Genomic DNA, 6419 nt, shown 5'->3' on the forward strand with positions numbered 1-6419 from the left:
GGGAGAGGGGCCGTCGCAAGCGCAACCTCGATAGAGAGCAGAACGCCCTCCAGATTCCCCATCACATCGGTGTTATTAAACCTGATCACGCGATAGCCTTGCTCTTCCAACCACGCCGTTCTGCGGGCGTCGCGCTGCTCGTTGCCTGCGTGCGTGTCGCCGTCAAGCTCGATCACCAGCTTGTGCGTGCGGGCTGCGAAATCGGCGATGTAGGGGGGAATGACGACTTGGCGCGAGAACTTGGTGTCAGCGAAGCGCTTGGCACGCAGAGCGGTCCAGAGTTCGCGCTCGGGCTGTGTCATTTCGCTGCGCATGGCTTTTGCGCGTGCGAGTAACGCTTCGTCCGTTTTTGGCACTGCCCCTCTCCCAAACCCTCTCCCCAAGGGGGAGAGGGCTTAAGTAGCAGATCAGAACGCCAAGCCCATCGCGGTCTTCACGCCGGGCAGGGCGCGGATTTGCGCGAGCAGCTCCGGCGTCACCGCATCGTCGATCGACAGCAGCAGCACCGCCTCGCCACCGGCCGAGCGGCGACCGAGGTGGAAGGTGCCGATGTTGACGCCCGCCGTGCCGAGCAAGGTGCCGAGACGTCCGATGAAGCCCGGCGCGTCCTCGTTGACGACATACAGCATGTGGCCGGCGAGATCGGCCTCGACCTTGATGCCGAACAGTTCGACCACGCGCGGGGCCGAATCGCCGAACAGCGTGCCGGCGACCGAACGCTCGCCCGCATCGGTCTTGACCGAGACGCGCAGCAGCGTGTGGTAATCGCCCTCGCGCTCGGTGCGGACTTCGCGCACTTCGATGCCGCGTTCCTTGGCGAGCAAGGGCGCGTTGACCATGTTGACGGTGTCGGTCTGCGTGCGCAGGAACCCGGCCAGCACGGCGGCGACGATCGGCTTCTGGTTGAGCTCGGCAGCGGCACCCTCGGCATGGACCGAGATGCGCGCGATCGCGCCGTGGGTTAGCTGCCCGACCAGGCTGCCGAGCTTTTCGGCCAGCGCCATGTACGGCTTGAGGCGCGGGGCTTCCTCGGCCGACAGGCTCGGCATGTTGAGCGCGTTGGTGACGCCGCCCGCGACGAGGAAATCGGCCATTTGTTCAGCGACTTGGATCGCGACATTGACCTGCGCTTCGGTCGTCGATGCGCCGAGGTGCGGGGTCGAGACGAAGTTGGGGGTGCCGAACAGGGGCGATGCCTTGGCCGGTTCCTCGACGAACACGTCGAGGGCTGCACCACCGATATGACCCGAATCGAGCCCGGCCTTGAGCGCGGCTTCGTCGATTAACCCGCCGCGCGCGCAATTGACGATGCGCACGCCCTTCTTGGTCTTGGCCAGCGCCTCGGCCGAGAGGATGTTGCGGGTCTGGTCGGTGAGCGGGGTGTGCAGCGTGATGAAATCGGCGCGGGCGAGGAGGTCGTCCAATTCGACCTTTTCGATGCCGAGTTCGAGCGCACGTTCGGGGCTCAGGAAGGGATCGAAGGCGATGACCTTCATCTTCAGCCCGCGGGCGCGGTCTGCGACGATCGAGCCGATGTTGCCGGCACCGATTAACCCCAAGGTTTTGCTGGTTAATTCCACGCCCATGAAGCGGTTCTTTTCCCACTTGCCGGCCTGGGTCGAGGCGTCGGCCTCGGGCAATTGGCGGGCGAGCGCGAACATGAGGGCGATCGCATGTTCGGCGGTGGTGATGGAGTTGCCGAAGGGGGTGTTCATGACCACCACGCCCTGCGCAGACGCCGCTGGAATATCGACATTATCCACGCCGATCCCGGCGCGGCCAATGACCTTCAAATTGGTCGCGGCGGCTAGGATCGCCTTGGTCACCTTGGTCGAGCTGCGGATCGCCAGACCATCATAATCGCCGATGATCGCGATCAGTTCTTCCGGGGTCTTGCCGGTGATTTCATCGACCTCGACGCCGCGTTCGCGGAAGATTTGCGCCGCTTTGGGGTCCATTTTGTCGGAAATAAGCACTTTAGGCATGGGGACTTCCTTCGTTTTCGCGTCCGTCATCTCAACCAGCGTCATCCCCGCGCAGGCGGGGATCCATATGGGCTGGCGTTGCGGATCGGGTATGGACGTCGGGATTATGGATTCCCGCCTTCGCGGGAATGACGGAGACTAGTTCTTCACGCTCGCATAGGCCCAGTCGAGCCATGGCCCGAGCGCGACGATGTCGGCGGTGTCGACGGTCGCGCCGCACCAGATGCGCAAGCCCGCCGGGGCATCGCGGTAACCGGCGATGTCATACGCGGCATGCTCTTTTTCGAGCAGACCGGCGAAGGCCTTGATGAAGGCTTCGTCGGCACCCTCGACCGTCAGGCAGACGCTGGTCCTGGAGCGTGACGCCGGATCGGCGGCGAGATGGCCGAGCCACGAGCGGTCGGCTACGATCTTATCGAGTGCTGCGGCATTGGCGTCGCTGCGGGCGATCAGGCCTTCGGCGCCGCCGACGGTCTTCGCCCATTCGAGCGCGGCGATGGCGTCTTCGACGGCGAGCATCGAGGGGGTGTTGATCGTCTCGCCCTTGAACACGCCTTCGGTGAGCTTGCCCTTGGAGACCAGGCGGAACACCTTGGGGAGCGGCCAGGCGGGGGTGTAGCTTTCGAGCCGTTCGACCGCGCGCGGCCCCAGGATCAGCACGCCGTGCGCGCCTTCGCCGCCCAGCACCTTCTGCCAGGAGAAGGTGGCGACGTCGATCTTCGCCCAGTCAATGTCGTACGCGAACACCGCGCTGGTCGCGTCGGCGAAGCTGAGGCCCTCGCGGGTCCCAGGGATCCAGTCGGCATTCGGTACGCGCACGCCCGAAGTGGTGCCGTTCCAGGTGAACAAAACGTCGTTCGACCAGTCGACCGCGTTCAGATCGGGCAATTGGCCATAATCGGCGCGCAGGACGGTGGGGTCGATCTTGAGTTGCTTGACCGCGTCGGTCACCCAGCCTTCGCCAAAGCTTTCCCAGGCGAGCGCGGTGACGGGCTTTGCGCCCAGCATCGTCCACATCGCCATTTCGAACGCGCGGTGTCGGAACCGGGGACGATGCCGATGCGGTGCGTGGCGGGGAGCTTCAACAACTCGCGCATCAGATCGATGGAATATTGCAGCCGCGCCTTGCCGATCTTCGAGCGGTGCGAGCGCCCCAGCGATTCGGTGGCAAGATTGGCGGGGGTCCAGCCCGGAGGCTTGGCGCACGGGCCCGAGGAAAAATACGGGCGTGCAGGCAGATGCGCGGGACGCGCAGGAAGGTCAGTCATGTAGTCTCTCCTTACAGAGAGCACGCGCGGCGTTGGGACCGCGTGGCCCGTCGACCGCCCTAGACAGTTTCACCCGGCGGTCAACCCGTGATCCGCTTGCCACGCCACGACATCTCTCTGCCGCGACCGCGCAGCTTCGCTATCCCTTCGCGAGTCGCGTGGGCTATAGAAAGAGGGTGAAACGCGCCGCCCTTCTTTTCTTGCTCCTGCTCGCCGGCTGCATGGCCGGCGGTGGGCAGGACCGCCGCCCCCCGCCACGCCCGCGCGGGGCCAGGCCGGTGACGCTCGCCTTGCCGACCAGCCGCGAGACGCAGGCTTGCTACGCCGACCTCTCGCGCGAAGATGTGCGCTTCTCGCCCTTGCCGGATCGCGACTATGGGGGCGGCTGTCGGTTGATCGGGACACTGCAACTGATCGACATCGGCGTGCCGGTCACCAACCTCAAGGCCATGCGCTGTGGCCTCGCGCGCAACTTCACTGCGTGGGTCGATTATGCCGTGGCCCCGGCGGCGCGGCAGATGCTGGGCAGCGATCTGGTGCGGATCGAAAGCATGGGCAGCTATGCGTGTCGCGCCGTGGTCGGTGCGCCGGGCGCTGGCGGGCGCTTGTCGGGCCACGCGACCGCCAATGCAGTCGATATATCGGGCTTCGTGCTGAAAGATGGCCACCGCATCACCATCCAGCAGAACTGGAATGGTGGCGATGCGCAAGCACGCGCGTTCCTGCGCACGATCCGCGCGTCGGCGTGCAAGCGCTTCGGCACGGTGCTGAGCCCGGATTACAATGCGGTGCATTACAACCATCTGCATCTGGAAGACGATCATGCCGGGTTTTGCCGCTAGGCTTCAAATTCGCGGCGCAGTGGCTTAGGGGCGGTGGATGAACGACACTCCGAACCCGGACGCCCCAGCCCAAGACTCGCTCGTCCACGAGTCCGATGCGCGCGATACGCACGTGCCGTCGCGGGTCTTTCCTCGCGCGCGGCAGGATGCCGAAACTGCCAAGACGGCGGTCAGCACGCCGCAGACCGAGAACCCGGCCTATCGCCTCGCCTTTCAGGACATGGATTTCCTGTTGCGCGAGGATTTGCGCCCGGTGCGCTTCCAGCTCGAACTGCTGAAGCCCCAGCTCATCATGGACGAGGCCAATATCGCCTCGACCTTCGTGATGTATGGATCGGCGCGCATTCCCGAACCGGCCAAGGCGCAGGCTTTACTCGAGATCGCGCACGCCGCCGAAGGCGACCGCGAGCAAGCGATCCGCATTGCCGAGCGGCTGGTCGCCAAGTCCAAATATTATGACGTGGCGCGCGAGCTCGGGCGGCTGGCGAGCAGCTTCCCGGTCGATACCGATGGCAAGCGGCACTTCGTGGTCTGTTCGGGCGGTGGCCCGTCGATCATGGAAGCGGCGAACCGCGGTGCGGCAGATTGCGGGCACGAATCGATCGGGCTCAACATCGTGCTGCCGCATGAGCAAGCGCCCAACCCCTATGTCACCCCGGCGCTGTCGATGCAGTTCCACTATTTCGCGCTGCGCAAGATGCACTTCCTGCTGCACGCGCGCGCACTGGCGGCGTTTCCGGGCGGGTTCGGCACGTTCGACGAACTGTTCGAGTTGCTGACGCTGATCCAGACCGGCAAGATCGCGCCGATCCCGGTGCTGCTCTATGGTCGCGAATTCTGGAACCGCGTCGTCAATTTCGAGGCGCTGGTCGAAGAAGGCGTGGTCTCGGCCAAGGACCTCAAGATCTTCACCTTCGTCGAAACCGCCCAGGAGGGGTGGGACGTGGTGAAGGCGTTTTACCGCGACAAGGACTGAGCCCGCCGCCCCCTGGGGTTGGACCCGGGGGGCGCAGATCATATCATTTCTTGGCCGGTTCCGCCCCGGCTGCGGCAGGCACGGTGGCGTTGCCCAGATCGGCTGCGGCAGGCGACGCCTTGCCACCGGGATCAGCCGCGCCAGCGGCGGGCGGTGCCTTGGCTTCGGTCGCGGCGGGCGCAGCTGCTGGCAGTGGCAGGTTGGAGCCTTGCGTGTTGAGATAGGCGATCACGTCCGCGCGGTCCTTGCCGCTGGTCAACCCGGCAAAGGTCATCTTGGTGCCCGCCGCAAAGGCGCGCGGGCTGGTGAGCCATTTGTTGAGCTCTTCGAAATCCCATTTCTTGCCAGCGCCTGCGGTCTTCAGCGCATCGGAAAAGGCGTAACCCGCTTTACCCTGCGCGATCGCTTCCCCCACGGTCGCCCACAGGTTCGGGCCGATGCCATTGGCACCGCCCTGGGCGATCGTGTGGCAAGCGGAGCATTTCTTGAACACTTCGGCACCGTGCGCAGTGTCCGCCGTGGCCAGCAATTCGGCGATCGGCTTGTCGGCGGCAGCCGCTCCGGCACCTTCTTCCGCGCCGCCCTCGATCGGATAGCCGGCCTTTTCGGCCTTGATCGGATGGACGATCATATTTCCGGCGATGCCGAGCGCAAGCGCGACGCCCATGGAGCCCAAAACCCAGCCAGCGATCGTATTGGTCCGGTTGTCCATGTCTCGTCCTAAACCTTCTGCCGCGGGACGGCCCCTGTTAGAGCCACGAAGTCGCCCAACCCATAGATTCGCGCGGCGTGCATCGCAAGCGCCGTTGGCGGGCGGGGTGGCGATGGCTTGCAGCGCGACGACGAGCGCAGTACCGCCCGGCACCCATGGAAAATTTCCCCGAACCCGCCCGCGCGCTCGTCGCCGAGATGACCGCTGCCGCCGCCATCGATCCCGCCCGCACCGTCGCTTTTCAGGGTGCCCCCGGCGCGAATTCGCATATCGCCGCGCGCGAGGCGTTCCCGGATGGGCTGCCGCTGCCGTGCTTTGATTTTGCCGATGCGATCGATGCGGTGCGCGATTTTCGCGCCGATTGCGCGATGATTCCGATCGAAAATTCGCTGCATGGCCGTGTCGCCGACATGCATTTCCTGCTGCCCGAATCGGGGCTGGTCATCACCGGAGAGCATTTTCTCGGTATTCGCTATGCCCTGATGGGCACCGGGCCGTTGTCGGGCGTACGCGAGGCGATGAGCCATCCGCAGGCACTCGGCCAATGCCGGTTGTGGCTGCGCGATCACGGCATTGCCCCCGTCGCCTATCCCGACACCGCAGGCGCGGCGGCGCTGGTGGCGGAGCGCCGCGAGG

General features: G+C 65.3%; 6 protein-coding genes and 1 pseudogene. 3 read left to right on the forward strand and 4 right to left on the reverse strand.

From position 1 onward, the window contains the following. From NW75_RS15530 to NW75_RS15540, 3 genes and pseudogenes are all read right to left on the reverse strand, one after another. A partial coding sequence (locus NW75_RS15530) for an endonuclease domain-containing protein (RefSeq protein WP_033966099.1) occupies positions 1–314 on the reverse strand: 314 nt, incomplete at its 3' end. 93 nt (positions 315–407) lie between these two features. Beyond that, the gene (gene serA, locus NW75_RS15535) at positions 408–1985 is read right to left on the reverse strand and encodes a phosphoglycerate dehydrogenase (protein ID WP_033966102.1); all 1578 of its coding nucleotides are present in this window, start codon (positions 1983–1985) and stop codon (positions 408–410) included. 138 nt (positions 1986–2123) lie between these two features. Beyond that, a pseudogene (locus tag NW75_RS15540) lies at positions 2124–3253 on the reverse strand (phosphoserine transaminase). Positions 3254–3474: 221 nt separating this feature from the next. On the opposite strand from NW75_RS15540, the gene NW75_RS15545 reads away from it, so the two are divergent. After that, complete coding sequence (locus NW75_RS15545) at positions 3475–4095, forward strand: extensin family protein (RefSeq protein ID WP_052192447.1); 621 nt, start codon at positions 3475–3477, stop codon at positions 4093–4095. A gap of 37 nt (positions 4096–4132) precedes the next feature. After that, positions 4133–5071: a TIGR00730 family Rossman fold protein gene (locus NW75_RS15550; RefSeq protein WP_231565242.1), complete on the forward strand. Its 939-nt coding sequence runs from the start codon at positions 4133–4135 to the stop codon at positions 5069–5071. 43 nt (positions 5072–5114) lie between these two features. Here the strand turns inward: NW75_RS15550 and NW75_RS15555 are convergent, their stop codons facing one another. Continuing rightward, a complete protein-coding gene (locus NW75_RS15555; RefSeq protein WP_033966100.1) occupies positions 5115–5783 on the reverse strand; it encodes a c-type cytochrome in 669 nt (222 codons plus the stop codon). A gap of 155 nt (positions 5784–5938) precedes the next feature. Between NW75_RS15555 and NW75_RS15560 the strand changes: the two genes are divergently transcribed. Continuing rightward, the coding region (locus NW75_RS15560; protein ID WP_033966101.1) for a prephenate dehydratase domain-containing protein at positions 5939–6419 on the forward strand (481 nt) is incomplete at its 3' end.

It is taken from the genome of Sphingomonas sp. Ant H11, assembly GCF_000797515.1.
In the GTDB taxonomy this organism is placed as follows: domain Bacteria; phylum Pseudomonadota; class Alphaproteobacteria; order Sphingomonadales; family Sphingomonadaceae; genus Sphingomonas.

Excerpts from the sequence above, each read along its gene's own strand:
- serA (WP_033966102.1), bottom strand. The coding sequence starts at position 1,985 with ATGCCTAAAGTGCTTATTTCCGACAAAATGGACCCCAAAGCGGCGCAA.
- NW75_RS15545 (WP_052192447.1), top strand. The coding sequence starts at position 3,475 with ATGGCCGGCGGTGGGCAGGACCGCCGCCCCCCGCCACGCCCGCGCGGG.
- NW75_RS15550 (WP_231565242.1), top strand. The coding sequence starts at position 4,133 with ATGAACGACACTCCGAACCCGGACGCCCCAGCCCAAGACTCGCTCGTC.
- NW75_RS15555 (WP_033966100.1), bottom strand. The coding sequence starts at position 5,783 with ATGGACAACCGGACCAATACGATCGCTGGCTGGGTTTTGGGCTCCATG.